Origin of the sequence: Brevibacillus brevis, assembly GCF_022026395.1 — a bacterium.
Taxonomy (GTDB): domain Bacteria; phylum Bacillota; class Bacilli; order Brevibacillales; family Brevibacillaceae; genus Brevibacillus.
This window is the reverse complement of the sequence record NZ_CP041767.1, coordinates 6,138,726-6,156,479: the sequence shown is the minus strand read 5'-3', so window position 1 is coordinate 6,156,479 and position 17,754 is coordinate 6,138,726. Positions and strand designations below refer to the sequence as shown.

At 46.2% G+C, this 17,754-nt stretch carries 20 protein-coding genes; 18 read left to right on the top strand and 2 right to left on the bottom strand.

The features are described 5' to 3' along the window. Positions 1 to 583: 583 nt before the first annotated feature. The 11 genes from rpmH (at position 584) to noc (ending at position 10,585) form a co-directional block, all read left to right on the top strand. Positions 584 to 718: a 50S ribosomal protein L34 gene (rpmH, locus tag FO446_RS28895; protein ID WP_007720125.1), complete on the top strand. Its 135-nt coding sequence runs from the start codon at positions 584 to 586 to the stop codon at positions 716 to 718. A gap of 161 nt (positions 719 to 879) precedes the next feature. After that, complete coding sequence (locus FO446_RS28890) at positions 880 to 1,851, top strand: nucleotidyltransferase domain-containing protein (protein WP_237899740.1); 972 nt, start codon at positions 880 to 882, stop codon at positions 1,849 to 1,851. An 85-nt stretch (positions 1,852 to 1,936) separates the two neighbouring features. Then, on the top strand, positions 1,937 to 2,317 hold the full coding sequence (gene rnpA, locus FO446_RS28885) for a ribonuclease P protein component (RefSeq protein ID WP_015894104.1): 381 nt from the start codon (positions 1,937 to 1,939) through the stop codon (positions 2,315 to 2,317). Between the two features lie 4 nt (positions 2,318 to 2,321). After that, positions 2,322 to 2,546 carry a membrane protein insertion efficiency factor YidD gene (gene yidD, locus FO446_RS28880; RefSeq protein WP_205669431.1) on the top strand — a complete coding sequence of 75 codons (225 nt, stop codon included), beginning with the start codon at positions 2,322 to 2,324 and terminating at the stop codon, positions 2,544 to 2,546. A gap of 38 nt (positions 2,547 to 2,584) precedes the next feature. Then, the gene (gene yidC / locus FO446_RS28875) at positions 2,585 to 3,343 is read left to right on the top strand and encodes a membrane protein insertase YidC (protein ID WP_330873233.1); all 759 of its coding nucleotides are present in this window, start codon (positions 2,585 to 2,587) and stop codon (positions 3,341 to 3,343) included. After that, complete coding sequence (gene jag / locus FO446_RS28870; protein ID WP_007720132.1) at positions 3,340 to 3,969, top strand: RNA-binding cell elongation regulator Jag/EloR; 630 nt, start codon at positions 3,340 to 3,342, stop codon at positions 3,967 to 3,969. The genes yidC and jag overlap by 4 nt, the downstream gene beginning before the upstream one ends. A 293-nt stretch (positions 3,970 to 4,262) precedes the next feature. Further along, positions 4,263 to 5,639 (top strand): tRNA uridine-5-carboxymethylaminomethyl(34) synthesis GTPase MnmE, encoded by a 1,377-nt coding sequence (gene mnmE / locus FO446_RS28865; RefSeq protein WP_047070294.1) that lies wholly within the window; start codon positions 4,263 to 4,265, stop codon positions 5,637 to 5,639. 15 nt (positions 5,640 to 5,654) lie between these two features. Then, positions 5,655 to 7,553 (top strand): tRNA uridine-5-carboxymethylaminomethyl(34) synthesis enzyme MnmG, encoded by a 1,899-nt coding sequence (mnmG, locus tag FO446_RS28860; RefSeq protein ID WP_221868185.1) that lies wholly within the window; start codon positions 5,655 to 5,657, stop codon positions 7,551 to 7,553. Positions 7,554 to 7,564: 11 nt separating this feature from the next. Next, on the top strand, positions 7,565 to 8,281 hold the full coding sequence (gene rsmG, locus FO446_RS28855; RefSeq protein WP_221868186.1) for a 16S rRNA (guanine(527)-N(7))-methyltransferase RsmG: 717 nt from the start codon (positions 7,565 to 7,567) through the stop codon (positions 8,279 to 8,281). Positions 8,282 to 8,527: 246 nt separating this feature from the next. Next, positions 8,528 to 8,845 carry an MgtC/SapB family protein gene (locus FO446_RS28850; RefSeq protein ID WP_237899739.1) on the top strand — a complete coding sequence of 106 codons (318 nt, stop codon included), beginning with the start codon at positions 8,528 to 8,530 and terminating at the stop codon, positions 8,843 to 8,845. Positions 8,846 to 9,730: 885 nt separating this feature from the next. Continuing rightward, the gene (gene noc, locus FO446_RS28845; protein WP_173612517.1) at positions 9,731 to 10,585 is read left to right on the top strand and encodes a nucleoid occlusion protein; all 855 of its coding nucleotides are present in this window, start codon (positions 9,731 to 9,733) and stop codon (positions 10,583 to 10,585) included. Between the two features lie 57 nt (positions 10,586 to 10,642). Here the strand turns inward: noc and FO446_RS28840 are convergent, their stop codons facing one another. Continuing rightward, positions 10,643 to 10,804, bottom strand: coding sequence for a hypothetical protein (locus tag FO446_RS28840; RefSeq protein ID WP_173612516.1), 162 nt, complete (start codon positions 10,802 to 10,804; stop codon positions 10,643 to 10,645). Positions 10,805 to 11,091: 287 nt separating this feature from the next. Between FO446_RS28840 and FO446_RS28835 the strand changes: the two genes are divergently transcribed. From FO446_RS28835 to FO446_RS28815, 5 genes are all read left to right on the top strand, one after another. Further along, positions 11,092 to 11,850, top strand: coding sequence for a ParA family protein (locus FO446_RS28835; protein WP_173612523.1), 759 nt, complete (start codon positions 11,092 to 11,094; stop codon positions 11,848 to 11,850). Then, positions 11,847 to 12,692: a ParB/RepB/Spo0J family partition protein gene (locus FO446_RS28830; protein WP_173612515.1), complete on the top strand. Its 846-nt coding sequence runs from the start codon at positions 11,847 to 11,849 to the stop codon at positions 12,690 to 12,692. Before FO446_RS28835 ends, FO446_RS28830 begins: the two co-directional genes overlap by 4 nt. 20 nt (positions 12,693 to 12,712) lie before the next feature. Next, positions 12,713 to 13,867, top strand: a complete 1,155-nt coding sequence (locus FO446_RS28825) for an aminotransferase class V-fold PLP-dependent enzyme (protein ID WP_237899737.1) — start codon at positions 12,713 to 12,715, stop codon at positions 13,865 to 13,867. Between the two features lie 30 nt (positions 13,868 to 13,897). Then, positions 13,898 to 14,611 (top strand): DUF554 domain-containing protein, encoded by a 714-nt coding sequence (locus FO446_RS28820; RefSeq protein WP_237899736.1) that lies wholly within the window; start codon positions 13,898 to 13,900, stop codon positions 14,609 to 14,611. 167 nt (positions 14,612 to 14,778) lie between these two features. After that, positions 14,779 to 15,678 carry a diacylglycerol/lipid kinase family protein gene (locus FO446_RS28815; RefSeq protein WP_237899734.1) on the top strand — a complete coding sequence of 300 codons (900 nt, stop codon included), beginning with the start codon at positions 14,779 to 14,781 and terminating at the stop codon, positions 15,676 to 15,678. A gap of 90 nt (positions 15,679 to 15,768) precedes the next feature. On the opposite strand, the gene yyaC is transcribed toward FO446_RS28815, so the two are convergent. After that, positions 15,769 to 16,374, bottom strand: a complete 606-nt coding sequence (gene yyaC, locus FO446_RS28810) for a spore protease YyaC (protein WP_106656921.1) — start codon at positions 16,372 to 16,374, stop codon at positions 15,769 to 15,771. Positions 16,375 to 16,587: 213 nt separating this feature from the next. On the opposite strand from yyaC, the gene FO446_RS28805 reads away from it, so the two are divergent. Continuing rightward, positions 16,588 to 16,869 (top strand): putative Se/S carrier protein, encoded by a 282-nt coding sequence (locus tag FO446_RS28805; RefSeq protein ID WP_026042915.1) that lies wholly within the window; start codon positions 16,588 to 16,590, stop codon positions 16,867 to 16,869. Beyond that, a complete protein-coding gene (locus FO446_RS28800; protein WP_237899732.1) occupies positions 16,866 to 17,741 on the top strand; it encodes a mechanosensitive ion channel family protein in 876 nt (291 codons plus the stop codon). The genes FO446_RS28805 and FO446_RS28800 overlap by 4 nt, the downstream gene beginning before the upstream one ends. Positions 17,742 to 17,754 lie beyond the last annotated feature (13 nt).

The following is a 17,754-nucleotide window of genomic DNA, read 5'->3' as shown; positions in this document are numbered from 1 at the left end:
CCAGAATCCCTCCCTTTGGGCCATCCGAAAAATTGATGAAGACCGATCCATCATGATCGAGAAAAAGTGCAAAAACCTGCTATGTTGTGACTTAATTGTCAACACAGCCGTATGTAACGACTGTGGATAAAAAAAGTCGAAATATAGGGATTCCGCTCGTAGAAGTGAAAAAAAGCAGACGGTTATCCTCAATCCTGTGAGTAACGACATACACATAGGAAAGAATCTGTCCACAAACTTATCCACACCCTGTGGAAAAACCGATTCACGTATCGGAGTTATTCACGCTTCAAAACAAAAACATAATAACAGATATAAAGCGTGGTATCAATGGTTTTTTCATACTTATCCACAAACACAACTTCTGGTACTCGCCACATATTCACATCCCTATATTTTGTGTACAAGCTGTAGATAAACTTGTCGAAAGCTGTTTTTGTGGATAAAATGATATCCACAGACCCGGGAAATAGTTTTATGGGGATATTTGCCTTGGTAATGAAATTCCACTGTTGCTTGACTTTTTAGGCATATGTTCTTATAATGCAAAAGAATGTCTTTGCAAGACGGAGGTGTATACGTAATGAAACCATCTTTCAATCCTAACAACCGCAAGCGCAAAAAGGATCATGGATTCCGTAAGCGCATGAGCACAAAAAATGGCCGTAAAATTTTGGCTGCTCGTCGTCAAAGAGGTAGAAAAGTTCTTTCCGCTTAGGCCACACTTTCAGTGGCCTTTTTGTTTGGCTACATATGTCTGAAAATTCTTTGTTCTTATAAAAAGAGGAAGGCTCTCTCCGATGTGGAAACCTTTTGAGGGATAATCGTTACCTAGCTACCGAAAATCCTACTATTTATTGAAGAGACAGGAGGAGGCCGATGGAGCAAAGTAAGGATGTAACCGACTTTTTTGTATCGTTGGCGCGAGAGTTTCTTGATGAATGGCCTCTAGCCAGCTTGGTATGTGCCTATGCTGGTGGATCTGTCGGGAGGGGAGAAGCGGACGCATACAGCGACCTTGATTTACACATCTTTGTGGAGGGAGAAGATGATCCTTCCTGTGAAAATCGTTTGTTTAGAGGGCATGTGATACAGCTGCAGGTTCAATCTGCTCCTACAGATGAAGAAGTATACGAGAATCCGTGGGCATGGCGTTACTTAAAGGAAGCAAAGGTGATTCTAGACCCGGAGGATCGTTTCACTTCCTGGATGAATGACATGTGTGCCTATATGGATTCCCCGGCTGGAAAAGAGAAAATGTTTGCACAGGCAAAAGCGGAGGTAGATTCGTTCCACGAAGAGGCGCAGGCTGCCTTAAGGGAAGGCTTTCCTTACTCCGCTTATTTGGCTGCATGGGCAGGATGGATAGGGGCGCTGCAAATGAGTGCCGTCTTCCAGGGGCATTCGTTGAGTGATGCACAGTTGTATCAGTTGGTTCAGAAAGCAGGACGGTCGGACGGTATGGATGGCTTTTTTCAGGAGACATACCGGAGTATTCAGGATGTACAGGATGCACTCATGGTATTGGCGGACTATCGGGCTCATCTACGGTCAATAAATGAGGGGATCGAGTTTGTACTGGCGACTGAAAATGATTGGTTAGTAAAGAGGAAGGTTCAGAGATTGCAGGAGAGAAATCAGCTTGATATGGCCGGGTTTTTATTATTTTCAGAGGCGATCTGGTTATATCAAAGTGTGGATTCTGATGAATGGCTGGAAAATCATTGGGCGGATCTGCCTGCCGAGCTTTCCTTGTCCCTTCAAAAATTGGGCTTTTTCCAAGCGGATGGGCCATTGCTCGCTCATTTACGTCATGCCAGTGCAGAAATCATCGCGGAAATTGACTGTTAGGGGAAAAAAGTGGACGAAACAAGGATATACTGGTAGATGCTGTTTACGTTTTCTACTATAATTGTGATGTTAGGGGTTGTTTACCTTGCATCGTTCACACCGGCTCAAAAAAAATGAGCAATTCCAAGCTGTGTTTCAACGAGGAAGTTCTGCTGCTAATAAGCAGTTTGTCTTGTATTCAGCAAAGCAAGAGGGACAAGCGGCTTTTCGTGCTGGAATTTCCGTCAGTAAAAAAATTGGCAATGCTGTTGTCCGCAATAGAGTCAAGCGGCTTATACGCGAAGCAGTAGCTCGAATGGAGTCTGATATTCCAGTCGGTCTCGATCTCGTCATCATCGCCCGTCCGGGTGTGGAAGCGATGACACTTGAAGCCATTGAGCAATCTCTGTTACATGTGATGAAGCGAGCCAAAGTGATCAAACAGGCACCCGTACATAATGGAAAAAGAGATGGAAAAAGAGGGTGAAACGATGATGGTGAAGATCATGGTTTGGTTGATTCGGGGATACCAACTGATGATTTCTCCGTATAAACCACCTTCATGCAGATTCGCGCCCACCTGTTCTCACTACGCAATCGAGTCGATTCGCCGATTTGGAGCGTGGAGGGGAGGCTGGTTGGCCCTTCGTCGCATCTTGAAATGCCATCCGTTCCACCCGGGCGGGTATGATCCAGTCCCGGATCAGCACAAATAAGATTACCTCAATTGAAGCGGGGAAAAGGAGGATCACCCTTGAGTAGACGTACACTCAGCATTTTTATGCTGACTATGCTGGTTCTAGTTTTGTCGGGCTGTAACCCCCAAGCTGCAGCACCAATTGGCCCTGACGCAACCGGCATTTGGGACAAGTATTTTGTCTATCCACTGTCCTGGCTAATTAAAGAGAGCGCATTGATACTCGGAAACAACTACGGTCTGGGTATCCTGGTTGCAACGATCATCATTCGAATCATTGTGCTTCCATTGATGGTCAAGCAAATCAAGAGCTCCAAGAAAATGCAAGAGATTCAACCGGAGATGCAAAAAATCCGTGACAAGTACAAAAATGATCCTCAAAAAGCGCAAGCGGAAACCATGGCTTTGTTCCAGAAGAGCGGTGTCAACCCGTTGGCTGGATGCTTGCCAATGTTGGTACAAATGCCGATTTTGATCGCGTTCTACCATGCGATTATCCGTACAACCGAGATTAATTCGCAAACGTTTATGTGGCTGACGCTGGGACAAAAGGACCCGTACTACATCTTGCCAATCATTGCGGCGATTACGACGTACCTGCAGTCCAAGATGATGGGTCAGGCAACACAAGGGAATCCACAAATGCAAATGATGATCGTCATGATGCCGCTGATGATTTTGGCGATTGCTGTCACATTGCCATCAGCGCTGTCTCTGTACTGGGTATACGGTAACCTGTTTACCATTGTACAAACCTACTTCCTGTATCGTGATAAAGGAAATATGCCAACTCCTAAGGGGGGAGCCTCCAAGTGAAAAAGGTGGTAGCTACGGCAAAAACGATCGACGATGCTGTGCAAAAAGCTTTGCTGGAATTGGGAGTGCCGCGTGAGCGGGCAACGATCCAAGTTCTGGAGGAACCAAGCAGAGGGTTGTTTGGACTGATTGGGGCAAAGGACGCTAAAGTGCAAGTAGAATTTCACTTTGATCCGGTTGCACAGGGACGTGACTTTCTTCAAGACGTTTTGTCGAACATGAAGGTGAATGCCAAAGTGGAGACGCGTACAAATGAAGAAGGCATGCTGTTTGACATCCAGGGAACCAATCTGGGAATCATTATTGGCCGCAGGGGACAAACTCTTGATTCATTACAGTATCTCGTAAACGTCGTAGCGAACCGTCATGCGGACAAACATGTACGTATCACTCTGGATGCCGAAAATTACAGGCTGCGTCGCAAGGAAACATTGGAGCAGCTAGCAGATCGTGTGGCGAAAAAAGCGTTATCGACCAAACGGGATGTACGTCTGGAACCAATGTCTGCTGCTGAACGGAAAGTAATCCACGCCTTCTTGCAAAAGAGAGCGGATGTGGTTACCTTCAGTGAAGGAGACGAGCCAAATCGTTATATCGTGATTGCACCGAAAGAAGCCTCTCGCTAGGCTTCTTTTTTTTGCCTGAATGTAAGGAAGCAAGCGACGACATTTTGAATAATCTCTCTCAAAAAGTTGTCCACTGTGGATAATTGACCAAATGGTTGAGGATTTGCGAAAATGATTATACTGTGGATAACCAAAATGGACGGCAACCTTGGAGAGAGGGTTGCTTTTTCCTATTGGGTGTTTGGGCATATAGATGGATTGGCTGCACTTTCTTTTGGAATTTTTCCAGACGATCTGTTATGCTAGTAAGTTAGTGGCTGACTTGTAAGAGTGGAAAGCTTGAGGTGAACAGCATGAAATTCGATACAATAGCGGCGGTCGCAACACCGATGGGTGAAGGCGGTATTGCCGTGATCCGGGTAAGCGGTACGGAAGCGATCGAAGTTGTGGATAAGATATATAAAGGAAAGCAGCGGTTGTCCACTGTGGACAGCCATACGATCCATTATGGGCACTTGTATGAGCCAAACACAGGTGAACGAGTGGAAGAGGTACTGGTTTCCGTAATGAAGGCTCCCCGTACATTTACGAGGGAGGATGTAGTGGAGGTCAACTGTCACGGAGGAATTGTTTCCGTTGAAAAGGTTCTGGAGTTAATCTTGGATAATGGGGCAAGATTGGCGGAGCCTGGTGAGTTCACGAAGCGTGCGTTCTTAAATGGACGTGTCGATTTGTCTCAGGCTGAGGCCGTCATTGATTTGATCCGGGCGAAGACAGACAGAGCGATGAAGGTCGCATTGAATCAAGTCGAAGGGAAGCTGTCAAGGCTCATTCGGCAGCTCCGTCAAAACTTGATTGAAGCTATGGCCCATATAGAAGTAACATTGGACTATCCAGAGCATGATGTCGAGGAGTTTACACAAAATTTCTTGCGAGGAAAGTGCCTGGAGGTTAAAGGTGAAATCCAGCGACTGTTGCAGACCGCACAGCAAGGAAAAATTTTGCGTGAGGGCTTGTCGACCGCGATTATTGGACGTCCGAATGTAGGGAAATCCTCTCTATTAAATAGTCTGGTCCAAGAGGAAAAGGCGATTGTGACTGACGTTGCGGGAACGACACGCGATGTCATCGAAGAGTATGTCAATGTGCGCGGGGTTCCTTTGCGACTCATCGATACCGCAGGAATTCGCGATACAGAGGACATCGTGGAGAAAATCGGAGTAGAGAAGTCCAGACAGCTACTGCAAAAGGCTGACCTTGTGTTGCTCGTGATCAACTACAACGAGCCTCTCTCTGCTGATGATTACGCGATTTTTGAAGCGGCTAAAGGGTTCCATGTGATTGTGATTGTTAATAAATTCGATCTGCCACAAAAAGTGGATTTGGAAGAGATCAAGCGTCATTTCCCTCAGCAGCCGTTGATTATGACGTCTGCGCGTGAGGAAACGGGGATCGATCTTCTGGAGCAGGCGATTGGGGAGATTTTCTTCAGTGGTCGTGTGCAGCAGGATGACTTGACCTATGTGAGCAACGCTAGACATATTCAACTGCTTCGTCAGGCAGAACGAGCCATAGATGAAGCGCTGGGTGGAATCGATGATTTGATGCCAGTAGACATGATTCAGATCGACATTAAAAAGTCGTGGGAGCTACTTGGTGAAGTCATTGGAGAAAGCGTCGGCGAGGATTTGATTGACCAGATTTTCTCCCAGTTCTGTCTGGGTAAGTGATTAGGAGGATAAAAAATGAACGTTGTACCTGCATATGAAGCGGGCTCTTTTGACGTCATTGTCATTGGTGCGGGTCATGCCGGTGCGGAAGCGGCATTGGCGGCTGCACGTATGGGCTGTAGTACATTGCTGTTGACGATCAACCTGGACGCTGTGGCGTACATGCCATGTAATCCTTCCGTAGGTGGTCCGGCAAAAGGCCACGTCGTACGCGAATTGGACGCGCTTGGTGGAGAAATGGGACGCAATACCGACAAAACCCATATCCAAATGCGGATGCTGAATACAGGGAAAGGACCTGCAGTGCATGCCTTGCGCGCGCAAGCAGACAAATTTGCGTATCAGCATGAAATGAAGAAAACGATTGAAAATACTCCGAATCTGATCCTGCGTCAAGCGATGGTGGAAGAGCTGATCGTAAACGATGGAGTTTGTGAAGGGGTTATCACACAAACTGGAGCGCGATACATGGCCAAATCCGTTGTATTGACGACCGGAACCTATTTGCGCGGAAAGATCATCCTCGGGGATCTTCAATACGAAAGTGGACCGAACAACATGCGTCCGTCCATTCGTCTGGCACATCATTTGAAGGAACTCGGTTTTGAAATGACACGTTTCAAGACGGGGACGCCACCGCGTGTTCATAGCAGCAGTGTGGATTTCTCCAAAATGGAGATTCAGCCTGGTGATCCGGTACCGCGCGCCTTTTCTTATGAAACAACGGAATTTATTATGGATCAGCTGCCTTGCTGGCTGACATATACAAATGAAGAAACGCATGGACTCATTAATAGCAATCTGCATCGTGCCCCTATGTATTCGGGAATGATTGAAGGAACGGGCCCGCGTTATTGCCCTTCGATTGAAGATAAGGTAGTTCGTTTTAATGATAAGCCGCGTCACCAAATTTTCTTGGAGCCAGAAGGACGCAATACCGAAGAAATGTATGTACAAGGCTTGTCGACCAGCTTGCCGGAGGATGTTCAGCTGTCTATGCTGCGCTCCATGGCTGGAATGGAAGAAGTCAAAATGATGCGTCCTGGCTATGCGATTGAGTATGATTCAATCGTGCCGACGCAGCTCTGGCCTTCTTTGGAAGCCAAAATCTTGCCTGGCTTGTTCACAGCAGGACAAATCAATGGTACCTCTGGTTATGAAGAAGCAGCGGGGCAAGGTCTCATGGCAGGGATTAACGCAGCACGCCGCGTTCAAGGAAAACCACCCGTCATTTTGGGACGAGAAGAGGCGTACATCGGTGTTTTGATTGACGACCTGGTTACGAAAGGAACGCATGAACCTTATCGTTTGCTTACTTCTCGTGCCGAATATCGCTTGCTGCTTCGTCATGACAATGCGGACTTGCGCCTGACGGATATCGGCCATGAAATTGGTCTGATTAGCGATGAGCGCTACCAGCGATTTAACCAAAAACGCGCGCTGATTGAGCAAGAAAAAGAACGTGTGGCAAACACGCGTGTACGTCCTGAAATGGCACATGTTCAAGAGGTTTTGCGCAACGCAGGCTCCCCTGAACTGACAGATGTCATCGAGCTTGCTCAATTGCTGCGTCGTCCGGAAATCAACTACAGCCACATTGCTCAAATGGTCCCTGCACCCGAAGCACTGCCAGAGGATGTAACGGAACAGGTTGAAATCCAGATTAAATACGATGGCTACATCAAAAAGTCATTGCAACAAGTAGAGCGGATGAAAAAAATGGAGGAGCGCCGCATCCCAACAGATATTGACTACCACCAAATCTCCGGTTTGTCCAAGGAATCCCGTGACAATATGACCAAAATTCGTCCGTTGAACATCGGGCAGGCGGCTCGTATCGCAGGGGTTACTCCAGCAGACATTTCCGTGTTGATGGTATATCTGGAGTACAAACGCGTGGGAGTAGCCGAGTAAGGAGAAAAGCTATGACGAAAGAACAGTTTGCCGAGGTACTTGCAGCCCAGGGGATTTCTTTGACGGATCGTCAGAAGGAGCAGTTTGATCATTTTTTCCGCCTACTGGTGGAATGGAATGAGAAGATGAACCTGACCGGGATTACTGAAGAAGGGCAAGTGTACAACAAGCATTTTTATGATTCGATTACGCCGGCTTTTTACTTTCCATTTGACCAGGTGCAATCAGTTGTTGATATCGGTGGGGGCGCAGGCTTTCCGAGCATTCCTTTGAAAATTTGCTTCCCACATCTGAAAATGACAATCATTGATTCCTTGAACAAGCGTATGAGCTTTTTGCAGCATGTAGCGCAGGAACTGGGTCTGGAGAACGTGAATCCTGTACATGGGCGTGCAGAGGATCGTGGGCAAGAAGCGATTTATCGGGAGAAATTTGATCTCGTAGTGGCACGTGCTGTTGCGAGACTTAATTTGTTGTCGGAGTTCTGCCTTCCTTTTGCCAAAGTCGGAGGACACTTCATCGCTCTCAAGGGAGCGGAGATTACTCCAGAGCTTGCTGAAGCGAAGAAAGCAATCAAGACCCTCGGTGGAAAAACGAGAAAGGTCGAGACATTCCAGCTTCTAGAGGAAGCGGGAGAGCGTAATATCGTCATCATGGAAAAAATAGAAGCGACGCCGAAAAGCTATCCGCGCAAGGCAGGCGTTCCTGCGAAAAAGCCGTTAGTGTAGGAGTCAATGATAAGAGAGGGTTGTAGCCACGTGCTGCGGCCCTTTTTTCGTGTTGAAAGTTTAAATGGAACAGCCTGTTCCTGATGAATTCTCTCAGATTTGCGTCTTGTATCATGGAGTCTACAACTCGGCATATGCATAGTACTAGCTCCTTCGAAAAACAGTACTTTCCTCCTTTTTTTCGCCAGAATTTCTACCCATATTGCTTCGGCTCTTTCTAGCTTTTCTAGCAGGTGCCATCATGGGATGGGAGCGAGAGAGATTCAAAAAGATGTGAGTAGGCAAAGAGGTGCTGGTTTTCCAACGTATAGTCTCGTATGCTTTGGTTCGTGTCTTTTTGGGCTAGCTTCCATTTATGGTTTTTCTTCGAGTGGCGTAAATCATGATCCGGGGAGGATAGCTGCACAAGTCGTCACAGGCATGGGATTTTTGGGAGCTGGAGCCAATGGTAGAGTGAAAGGCTTGACGACGGCAGCAGGGATGTGGGTTGCATCAGTCATTTGTCTAATGTTCAGTACAGAGATGATAGTGCTGCGATCGTTGCCGCGATTTTATCGTACCTGACGTTAGACCTTCATAGACATTTTCCTCGCTTGTTTTACCGTCACCAAGATTTCACATTCTACCGATGAGAGTATGGGAAGTGAAGAGACGACAAAGCACCGTGATCATCACGATTTTTATGAACGTATAGGAATTTTATAAGCAGTACACTCAAGAATTCCGGAGCGCATAATAACTTTCCACAAAAATGCGGTCGCTCGTCCATGAGAAGGTCCTCGATAGAGGTTATTTTACGAAAATCACAATTGATGTTTCACGTGAAACGTTTTTTGTTAGCAGGAATTGGGCGAATCTTGCAGAATTACATATATATAAATGAACCTGAAGAAAGCGTGTAGGGAAAGAAGATTAGGTCAAAGGCAATTTTACAAACCGACCGGATGGGCAAGAAGAGTCTGTTAATCAGTATGTACTATAGGGCTTGTGAAGCTTTTTTAAAAGTAGCTGCATGCTGTCTCTAACGATGTAAGAGGAGGACCTATGTTAAAAGAGTAGGACTGGACTCACTTACGACGCTAATATGCCATTTTTCCTTAGCAGCAACAATCAAAGAACATATTCAATCTGTCATATCCGGACAATGGATGGGCGAGGGATACAAAATGTTTCGAGGGAGATTCTGTCGTTGATTGGACAGGACCTTTTTCAGTTTCAAGGACGTATTCAAAAAGTTGTCTTATCAGCACCAACAAGGCGGCGAGAAGCTGAAGAAGGAGGAGCGGAATGTAGGGGAGCTACATGAGCACCTGGATTTCGAAGGTAACGCTTGTTTCGTTGTTGCGCAATTTTTCAGGATTTCTTCGTGATCAAAAATGACTTTTTGAACACCTCTTCAAAGACTTAAAAATAGCACGGATGGAACGGGTAGAAGTGGGGGATTTTTCTATGGCAGTTAAAGATTCATTTTCTCGGATTTTTGGCTTGACTGACAAGACAGAGAACGAAGAAATCAAACAAATACCAGTTGAGGAGATCGTACCGAATCCATATCAGCCTCGAACTGTATTTGATGACGAGAAAATTGATGAGTTGTGTCAAACGATACGAACTCATGGGCTCATTCAACCGATTGTCGTGCGGGTTCGCGATGGTCGTTATGAATTGATTGCCGGGGAACGACGTTTGCGCGCAACTAGAAAATTGGGCATGGAGAGGATTCCTGCGATTGTCAAAGAGTTTAATGACTCGCAAACAGCCTCTATCGCATTAATTGAGAATTTGCAACGAGAAGGTTTGACAGCCATTGAAGAGGCAGTCGCATATCAAAAGCTGATTGATTTGCACAATTTGACGCAAGAGAGTCTTGCTCAGCGTTTGGGCAAAGGACAATCGACAATCGCAAACAAACTGCGCTTGCTCCATTTACCGCAAGAAATTCAAGATGCCTTGTTGTCCAGACAAGTTACAGAGCGTCATGCAAGGGCTCTGATACCGTTAAAAGATCCAGAATTACAAAATAAAGTCCTGCTGGAGATTTTGGAGCGGGAATGGAATGTGAAACAGACGGAAGTACGTGTGAAGCAGCTGCTAGAATTGGCTGAGAACCCAAAATCGGAAAAAGATGCGAAGCCTCGCTGGAAAGCATTCTCAAGGGATACGCGAATTGCGATTAATACCGTTCGGCAATCGATCGATATGGTGATCCAGACGGGCCTGCCTGTAGAGACAGCGGAAGAAGACCATGATGAATTCTATCAATTCACCATTCGTATTCCGAAAAACAAGGAAACAGGGAAATAAATGTAGATGGTAACCAAAAAGGCGACATTGTCGCCTTTCTTTTTGGACAAATGCTGATTATTTATAGAAAATGATGCTTTCTGCACGATCAAATTTCCAGAAATAAGCATTTTTCATAAAAAAGCTAGGGAAATCTGCATTTTTGGGACAAAAATCAGGCTTTTTTGTCTCACTATCTAAAAAAAACAGCGTACGACCAAGCTGCAAATCTGATAACATGGAGAGTACCAACCTGTGCATACTGCTGGTTTGCTCGATAATCAATGAGGATAACTTTCAGAGGCTTTTTTCGTCTTATTGTGTACAGGCCATGTAAAGGTAACTGAATGGCAACGAACGAAGAAAATTGTAAAAAAGATTATCGTTTTACAAGAATACGAGCAAATCGTAAATAGACTCGAATGACTAACTAGATGAGGATACAGAAGATGACTTTGAAAGACGTATTGGAGAGTGTACTGGTCAAGCCACAAGCTTTCCTACACGACAAAAAAGAGGTGGAGAAGTTGGGAAAAATCATTGCGGTTGCGAACCAGAAAGGCGGCGTCGGGAAAACGACTACGTCCGTCAATCTAAGTGCTTGTTTGGCCGCATTGGGGAAAAAGGTGCTGCTGGTTGATATTGATCCGCAAGGAAATGCCACCAGTGGGATCGGGGTAAATAAGGCAGATGTAAAGTACTGCATTTATGATGTCCTGATCAATGATATCAACCCCGTCGATGCGACTTTGCCGACTGAAATTGACGGATTAATGATCATCCCTGCCACCATTCAATTGGCAGGGGCGGAAATCGAGCTGGTTCCTACGATTTCTCGTGAGGTTCGTCTGAAAAAGGCACTGGAAGTAGTCAAGGACAAGTACGATTACGTCATTATCGATTGCCCGCCATCCTTGGGGATTTTGACCGTTAATTCTTTGACAGCATCTGATTCGGTCTTAATTCCAATCCAATGTGAATACTATGCGCTTGAGGGCTTAAGCCAACTGTTGAACACCATTCGTTTGGTCCAAAAACATTTGAATTCACAGCTTGCTATCGAAGGTGTTGTGCTGACGATGCTCGATGCACGTACGAATCTCGGTCTGCAAGTGATTGAAGAAGTGAAAAAGTATTTTCAGGACAAAGTATACAAGACAATTATTCCTCGAAATGTACGCTTGAGTGAAGCACCGTCACACGGACAAGCCATCATTACGTACGATCCACGCTCACGAGGAGCGGAAGTCTATACTGATTTGGCGAAGGAAGTGGTAGGGGTATGAGTAGAGGATTGGGAAAAGGGCTGAATGCACTTATTACTTCCAATCTCATCGAAGAAGGGGAACAGGTAAAAGAGGTTTCCATCAATGAGATTCGTCCTAACCCTTATCAGCCCCGGAAAGAATTCGAGCAATCAGCTATCGAGGAACTGGCACAGTCGATCAAAGAGCATGGAATCATCCAACCGCTGATTGTTCGGAAAAGTATCAAAGGTTACGAGCTAGTAGCTGGGGAAAGACGACTGCGTGCTGCAAAGGTAGCGGGGTTAAAAGAGGTTCCGGTAGTAGTAAAGGCGTACACAGATCAGCAATTAATGGAGATTGCCCTGATTGAGAACTTGCAGCGGGAAAATCTGAATCCACTCGAAGAGGCAGAAGCTTATGACAAGCTGATTTCCCACCATGATTATACACAAGAACAGCTTGCGCAAAAGATTGGGAAGAGTCGACCGCATGTAGCCAACATGCTTCGTTTGCTGCAACTGCCGGAGAAGATCCGAAAAATGGTTTCGGCAGCCGAACTATCCATGGGACATTCGCGCGCTTTGCTTGGGGTAACGGATAAGAAAGTACAACAACAGCTTGCAAATGACGTGGTGGAAAAAGGATTGAGTGTTCGTCAGCTGGAAGAGCTTGTGAAGCAGCTCAATGTTTCACGTGAAACAAAAAAGAAAAAGCCAGCGAAAAACGAGCCAGTATTGATCGAGATGGAGGAACGACTACGCAGTCGTTTTGGAACATCGGTCAAGATTAAAAAAGGAACAAAGCGCGGCAAGATCGAAATCGACTTCTATTCACAGGAAGACTTGGAGCGAATCATCGAAATGCTGAATATAGAGAAGTAAGTCCAGGAGGTAAGGTAGTCATGGCGATCATCTATTTGGATAACGCAGCTTCTACATGGCCGAAGCCACCGGCAGTCAAAGAAATGATGGCCGAGGTCATCGAGGATTTTGCTGCAAATCCTGGCCGAGGTGGACATGCACTGGCGATGAAAGCGAGTAAAGCTGTGTTTCGGACACGAGTGCAAGTGTCACGGTTGTTTGGGATTCAAAACCCGAATAACCTCTTTTTTTATCTCAATGCCACTCAAGCGCTTAATCAAGCGATAAAAGGATTCTTACAAGCAGGAGATCATGTTGTTTCTTCGTCTGTCGAGCATAATTCGGTAAGACGTCCCATCGAGTACATGCGCAAAAACAACCAAGTAGCAGCTACTTTTGTCGAGCCGAGAGAAGACCATCAATTCTATGTAGAGGATTTTGCCAAGGCAATTACACCCGCAACAAGGTTAATCGTTGTGAGTCATGCCTCCAATCTGACGGGTGTTATCCTGCCTGTAGCAGAACTGGGAAAACTGGCAAAAGAGCACGGAATTACGTTTTTGGTGGATGCTTCTCAGTCTGCTGGTGTTTTGCCTATCGATGTAGAGGCAATGAATATTGATATGCTTGCTTTTCCTGGGCACAAAGGGCTGTATGGTCCACAAGGTACAGGTGGTTTGTACGTGAGGAGTGACATTGATCTCGAACCTTTGATTCATGGGGGGACAGGCAGTCAGTCTGAAGCGATTGATCAACCGACAACACGTCCAGACCGATACGAAAGCGGGACACTCAATACGGTTGGTTTGGCAGGGCTGCAAGCAGGTGTTGATTTTGTCATGGAAAAAGGTGTGGACAACATTCGTCAGCACGAATGGGAATTGGTGAAGCAAACGATCCTTGGATTGCAGACAATCGACGGTGTACATGTCTACGGACCGGGGATTGAGATCGAACGTGTAGGCGTGGTTGCTTTTAATATCGGAGAGGTGGATGCAGCAGAGGTGTCGTTTATCCTGGATCAACAATACGGGATTGCGACGAGATCAGGTTTTCATTGCACGCCACTGGGTCACCAGACTGCCGGTACCGAGCAACGTGGAGCGGTTCGAGCCAGCTTTGGAATTTTTAACTCAGAGAAAGATGTAGAAGCGCTTCATAACGCTGTTCGGGAAATAGCAGCAGCGTTTGTGTAAGGGTAAGGCATCTGTAGGGGGACAGCGCAAGTGATCTTGCTGGGAACATTGGTCAACGCCGGAGCAATCATCTTAGGGGCATTGTTAGGCAGAATGTTGAAGCGAATTCCGGAGTCGATGCGACAAACCGTCATGCAAGGAATTGCTCTGGCCGTATTCGTGTTGGGCATTAAAATGTGCCTGGGTTCGGAAAATTTTTTACTCGTGATTATCAGTATTGTGCTAGGAACAGTAATAGGTGAATGGATTGGGATTGAAAAAGGCTTAAACAATCTGGGTCACTGGCTGGAAAGGAAAGTTGGGGGGAGCCAAGGAAGTATCGCCACTGGCTTTATCACGGGGACGCTGGTGTACTGTATTGGAGCCATGGCTGTACTAGGTTCATTGGACAGTGGTTTGCGTAACAACCACGAAGTACTGTTTATGAAAGCAATGCTAGACGGATTCTCTGCGATCATTTTCGCATCAACGCTAGGAATCGGTGTCATCTTTTCGGCAGTGCCCGTGTTTTTATATCAAGGCATGATCGCGCTATTATCTACGAGCATTTACAGTGTGGTGAGCGAAACGATGCTGAATGCGATCCTGGTAGAAGTAACGGCGGTAGGTGGCTTGATGATTATTGCCATTGGATTAAACGTTTTGGAGATCAAACAGTTAAGAGTAGCCAACATGATGCCAGCATTAGTGATCGCAGCAGTCGGAGTTCCCTTTATCGATTGGATTTCAAAGCTGTTTTCATAGTCCGCAGAGAGGCTCTTCCTTCGGGAGGAGTCTTTTTTTATGAAAAATCAACTATCATCGATAAAAATAGCATGCGATAATATGATACAAAAACTCGATTTACGAGCAAGGATGGATAAGCGGGACGGGACAATACAGTACGACAGCATGTTTGGGGAGAGAATGGTATGTTGGGTGTTATCGTCAATCCTGTATCAGGTAATGGCACAGGGTTGAAAGTATGGAGGCAAATTGAGGCGACGCTACGACGTCTGGGAGCGCCTTTTCATGTCAGGTTGACATCAGGAGAGGGGGACGCCGAAAAATTATCAAAAGAGCTGATTGAAAAAGAGGGAGTAAATAAAATCATTGCTGTCGGAGGGGATGGTACTGTCCGAGGCGTGATAAACGGGATATACGAATCGAAACAAGATTGTCGATTTGGATTGGTGCCGGCTGGTTCCGGGAATGATTTCGCTCGCGGACATGGAATTCCGATGAAACCGTTACAGGCATTAGAGCGAATTCTGTCGGAAAAAGGGGAAAAGCGAATCGATCTGCTTTTATTGAATGGAGAAGTAGCTGTGAATTCAATCGGGGCTGGATTCGATGCACAGGTAGCAAAGATAACAGATCAAGCTGTGTACAAAGCTTGGCTAAATCGGTATAAGCTCGGAGCACTCGCCTACATTATATCGGTGATTCGCGTCGTATGTACGTATCAGCCATGTGACATCGTACTGAACGTTGATGGTCATGAGGCTGGTTTAGAGGCTGTCTGGCTAGTTGTCGCTGCCAATATTCCGAATTACGGAGGAGGAATGCTGATTTGTCCCGATGCTATCCCGGACGATGGCATCGCAGACATTTGCGTAGTAAGTGGTGTGAGCCGACTCGGATTGTTAGCTGCTTTTCCGAAAATATTCACAGGAGCTCATCGTCATCATCCGGCTGTCCGGTTTTATAGGGGCAAGCAGATAACGATACAGGCAGCGGGACAGCTGCCTGTCCATGCAGATGGAGAAAGTGTAGCGCCAACGCCGATCAGCGCCCAAGTGATCGAAAAGTGCCTGACGATTTATGTGTAAAAAAAATAGACCTGTCATCCGTTGAGGGAGAGAACAGATCAAAAAGCAAGTTTTCTAAAGAGGGATGGAACCTTTTGCAGAAAAAAACGGTCAATCATATAAGACACTATCGAATCGACTAGGCGTAGAAGCCAGTGTTACGGCTTTGGCCAGTCCGGAAGCTATGATATCTGCCATGTTCATGACGATGGAGAGCCGGGTATTTTGAAGGACAAAATACTCCATGAATCCTCCTACGTTTACAATCCCCGTAATGTGGAAGGAACCAACAGGAGGAAGCTCTTTTTTTACACCAGCCCCTGGTTTTAGTGGACCATTAATCACATTGATGTTTCCGACGTGGCTAAATTGACCTAAACAGGCATCGACCGCAATAAGTGTAGCTGTCGGATGATTCGTGTGGATGAGCTCTAATTTTTCCTTAAGATTCATGGCGTGTACAGGGTCCTCAAGCGTTCCGTACACTTGCAAAAAACGAGGTGACTGTGCGATGAGCTTGGTTCCTACTAATGGGCCTAGAGCATCACCAGTAGAACGGTCTGTCCCAATACATACAATGACAAGGTCGTCATCGAACCGATTTAAGCGAAAGCGCTGGGCAAGGTGACCGGCGAGATGCTCGTCTGCGTTTTCACTGCGGTATTCCACTTTAAAAGGTGGCAAAGAATAATCCTTGCGATTATCAGATGTACTCATGGAAACCCCCACTCTTGCCGACTTGGCTTAAACCAACCTGTAAAAGGTTATATAAAAGTATTCACAGTATCGTACCGATATGACATTTTTATACCTGCTAATGGGAAAGTTACGTAGGTTTTGAAAACTCAGCAGGCTGGCATGCATGAAAACGAACAGGTAAAATAAGAGGAGCCTATGGCAGTTTGCGTGAAAGAGATAAGGGGGAGTGAAATGGGAGGAGAGACAGTGCTGATCGCGTTTGATTCCACGCAACAAGCCTTGCGGGCAGAAATGCTGCTGGAGTACGAAGATATTGAAATTGATACAAGACCAACGCCAAAAGAAATAACGGCAGGCTGTGCCCTTTCCATTGAGTTCCCACTGTCGGATTACTCACGAGCGAAAGCGATCATGATGGAACAACAAGTGGTAATACGAGGATACTTCCGTCAGTTTTTTGGCCAGTATAGCGAGGTCGACGAAAACGGGGAGCAGAAGGAGCGGGAGGAATGAATCAAGCTAGTTTCTTTGAAAGAATTTATGCTCAGGTATATGCGTATGTGACAGATGCGGATATGTGGGTAAATATAGGGATGGCTGTACTGAAAATAGCCGCGATCATCCTGTTATCGCGAATCGTCGTTTCCGTTGTGCAATCAGGCGTAAATAAAGTGTTCCAGCACCGCCACGGAAGCAAGATACAAATGGATCAACGCCGGGTGGACACGATGCGGGTGCTCGTCAACAATATCGTTCAGTACGGCATTTACTTTTTAGCGATTCTCATGATCTTGCAGCTGTTGGGCATTGATTTGCGCCCTGTTTTGGTAAGCGCAGGGGTACTGGGATTGGCAGTCGGTTTCGGGGCGCAAAGTCTCGTGCGTGATATCATTACGGGATTCTTCATTATTTTTGAGGATCAATTTGCTGTCGGAGACGTCGTAACGATCAACAATTTGACAGGAACGGTGCAGGAGATTGGTCTGCGCATTACAAAGGTGCGAAGCTGGACGGGGGAGGTACACATCTTTCCAAACGGCACGATTAATCAAGTGACCAACTTTTCTTTGCAAAATACGTTAGCGGTTGTCGACGTATCTGTAGCGTATGAAGAGGATCTGAACCTAGTGGAGTCTGTGCTCAAAGAAGTATTGGCATCGGCTCAAACAGAATTGACGGATATCGTAGCTGAGCCACAGATTTTAGGGGTACATGCACTGGGACCTTCCGAAGTCATCATCCGTGTTACGGCTGAGTGCAAGCCGAACACCCATCACGGAGTCAATCGAAATTTACGTGCGAAGATCAGAACGGAATTAACCAACCGAGGGATTCAAATTCCGTATCCAAAAATCGTCGCGGTGTCTGGAAAGGGAACAGTGTAGAGAGGAGAAAGAG